The sequence below is a fragment of the Acetomicrobium mobile genome, from assembly GCF_937920065.1.
The window spans coordinates 1-3,128 of record NZ_CALETC010000085.1; the positions used below are offsets into that span (position 1 = coordinate 1).

The 3,128-nt window shown below is 44.2% G+C and carries 4 protein-coding genes; all 4 read right to left on the reverse strand.

Translation table 11 applies throughout. From position 1 onward, the window contains the following. A partial coding sequence (locus Q7P41_RS03495) for a POTRA domain-containing protein (RefSeq protein WP_303882158.1) occupies window positions 1–1,022 on the reverse strand: 1,022 nt, incomplete at its 3' end. Window positions 1,023–1,038: 16 nt separating this feature from the next. Continuing rightward, window positions 1,039–1,719 carry a hypothetical protein gene (locus Q7P41_RS03500; protein WP_303882160.1) on the reverse strand — a complete coding sequence of 227 codons (681 nt, stop codon included), beginning with the start codon at window positions 1,717–1,719 and terminating at the stop codon, window positions 1,039–1,041. 31 nt (window positions 1,720–1,750) lie between these two features. Next, window positions 1,751–2,329, reverse strand: coding sequence for a sigma-70 family RNA polymerase sigma factor (locus Q7P41_RS03505; protein WP_303882161.1), 579 nt, complete (start codon window positions 2,327–2,329; stop codon window positions 1,751–1,753). 40 nt (window positions 2,330–2,369) lie between these two features. Continuing rightward, on the reverse strand, window positions 2,370–3,017 hold the full coding sequence (locus tag Q7P41_RS03510) for a histidine phosphatase family protein (RefSeq protein WP_303882162.1): 648 nt from the start codon (window positions 3,015–3,017) through the stop codon (window positions 2,370–2,372). Window positions 3,018–3,128: the final 111 nt, after the last annotated feature.

The following is a 3,128-nucleotide window of genomic DNA, read 5'->3' on the forward strand; positions in this document are numbered from 1 at the left end:
GATATTCCCGTCCTGGTCTCTTCGTACTCGAATACCGACTCGCCGCCTACGTAATTTTCTATGTCCTCCCATTCCCATCGAAATAAATTCACTCTCCAGGAATAATAATCCACGTCCATGAACGGTTCCTCGTAGGTGATCCAATATTGATCTCTTTTTCCGGTTTCAAAGCCGACGGATGCGGTACGCCCTAACCCCTTCCAGTTGGTGTCCTCGTAAGACAAGCCACCGCTCCATCCACTGCTTGAACCGTGTCCTATGGTCAGTCCTATCCTTCCCGTCCTTTGTTCTTCCACGGATACGATGATGTTTACGATACTTGGGTCTTCTGTGGGCTCAAATCCGACGTTTACAGTCTCAAAATACCCAAGCCTTTGAAGTTTGTTCAAGGAATGCCTGAGCACCTTAGCATTAAAGTAATCGCCCGACTTAAGCTTGATCTCCCGTTCGATGACAAACGTCTCCGTCTTTTCATTTCCCTGAACTACGATCTCTCCTACCTTTGGCTCTAAGATCTTGACCGTTATGATGCCTTCCTGAATTTGTACATCTTGGATTCGCATCATAACGTATCCGTCTTCTTGATATTTATCTCTAATCCTCTCGAGGTCGTGCCTGAAAAACACGGAGTTAAAGATGTTGCCAGGTTTTGTGAAGACGAGTTCTTTTAGCTCCTCTTCGGTGTATACTTCATTTCCTTCAAATCTAACTTCCCGAACAATGGGATTTTCTTGTACGACGTAAGTTACCCTGACACCTTCAACCAAGGGCTCAATCATAACGTCGACATAGGCAAAAAAACCTAAATTGTAGATGGCTTCGATGTCCTTGTCGAGCTGTTCCTTATCCACGGGTTGGCCAACTTTGGTTCCAACGACAGATAATATGTAATTAGTATCCACCTGCTGGTTGCCTTCCACCTTCAATTCAACGACGTCAGGGTAGGTTTGAGCAAAAACTAAAGATGGTTTTAGCAATAAAAAAACTAAGCTCACTAGCATAAGTTTCGTGCAAAACTTCATCTTCAAGATCACTCCTTCAGTCTGAAAGCTCCACATCTATTCCACTTTGATCGCGAAGGGCTTTCTCTCCCAGCCGAACCAACTTGAATAATTCCTCTAGCATCTCTTCTTCAAATGATACATCATGATCCCTTTTCTCGGGTAATTCCTTTGGCGTATTTTCTTTCGCCTCAATAATGCGCTTTATTTCACCGCTCTTGGATGGAGTGTTGCTGATTTTTTGTTCATCTTTTTCTGCTACTGCTGCTACTTTTTCTAATTGAGAGGAGGCAACTTTTACATCGCCCACGTCGTAGACCCGTGCCATGTTAGTATCACTTAAGCTCTTCCTCAAGGCCACGATGAGCCGCTCTTCGTCATCCGTTATCAAGCTCAAGTGAAGCGAGTTGGCCTCCCGCTTTGTAGATAGATTTTGGCCCTCCTGGTATTGCACAAAACTTTCTCTCGAGGTCGGCAAAGCCAAGGCCATCAAAAATATTGCAGCTGCAAGCAAGGAAATCAAAACTTGCTCCAAAGCACCGCGGCGTCGCCCAATCTTGCTGTCGGAAGAGACGTGAGTAAAAATTTCGTCTTTTGCGATTCGCATCTCCGCCTCAGCACACTCAAGTTCCATGATAACTTCCTTTGGCCTTCCACGCCTCCATGCTTCTATGCTCCTATCGATCCAACGCCTAATTCTCAAAAGACGCTTCTCCATTAAAAGGCCCCCTCAGACTTAAAAAATTAGGTTACGTTACCCCTAAAATCTCTCTGAGCTTTGCAATAGCCCTTCTTCTTAGCCTGTAAATGTAGCTAATGTCTACTCCCCTTTTTCGAGCCACCTCTTTAGCGCTTAATCCATCCAGGTCAATCGCTCTTATAACTTCAGCCTCCTTGGCCGTTAACGATTCTATGGCCCTTTCAAGGTCAATGAGCCAACCTTCCCTCTCGTCAATATAGACGGTCTCACGCTGATAAACATAGTTATCCAAATCCACTGGCTCAGGAGCCTTTGCCTCCGATCTTTCCAAAAAATTAATCATATGCCCTTTAACGCGATAGTAGGCATAAGTTATGAACTTGGCTCCCCTTTCGAAATCATATCTATCGACCGCCTCTATCAAGGCCACCATGCCTTCTTGTATCAAATCTTGATGAGAATCCGGAGACACATGTAATTTGCTCGCAAGCCAAAACACCATGGGTCTATAAGAAATTATCACTTCTTCTCGTGCTTTTTCGTCACCAGACCTTATCTTTTTCCATAATTCTAATTCATCTTCATAAAGATTCGAATCATTAGAAGGTTCAGGCTCGATATCACGCATTTAACTGTCTCCTTTTCTAATTTCTAAAAACAGACCGAAATTACGCTAATATAGGGAGGTTGCACACTAGATCCAGATCATCGACCAAAAGATGGAGTGTATCGTTCGCGAAGGCCAACATCACTCTCCCATCCCATAGCTCCATGGAAGTTAAACTGCAGTTATCTATCCTAATCCTCCAAACGGCGGAAGCATCCAAAGCAAGAAGTCCCACTAATGCAGCCCTTATTGAACCACCGTGAGCAACAACCAAGATGTTTTCACCGGCTTCCTTTAAAACTTTTTGCATTCCACCGGTCACGCGCTCAACTACTTCTACAAAATCTTCTCCTCCGGGAATTTTGGCCTCTTCAGGAGATTGTCTCCACCAGCGGTAAGCATCACGATACGTTCTTTCAACATCGGTAACCACCATTCCCTCCCAAGCCCCAAAATCCATCTCTTGCAGCTCTTTCAGCAAGCCTTTTATCGGTACTTTTATGAGCTTAGACACTATTGCAGCAGTTTCGCTCGCTCGCGCAAGCGAACTTGCATATATGGCATCTATACCCAAAGACTTTAGCCTCAAAGCAACTCGCCGCGCTTGCAAACGACCTTCATCACTAAGAGGAACATCGGTTTTACCTTGATAGCGAGATTGCATGTTCCATTCAGTTTTGCCGTGACGCAAAAAAATGATACGCTTCAAGCGACATCACCTCATCGCATGTATTATAGATATATTAACGTTAAAAGTCCTTTTTCTCTATGTCTTAAAAAATAAAAGCCCCCTTAATCTTAGGGGGTCATGCAAATTTTG

Excerpts from the sequence above, each read along its gene's own strand:
- Q7P41_RS03505 (WP_303882161.1), bottom strand. The coding sequence starts at position 2,329 with ATGCGTGATATCGAGCCTGAACCTTCTAATGATTCGAATCTTTATGAA.
- Q7P41_RS03500 (WP_303882160.1), bottom strand. The coding sequence starts at position 1,719 with ATGGAGAAGCGTCTTTTGAGAATTAGGCGTTGGATCGATAGGAGCATA.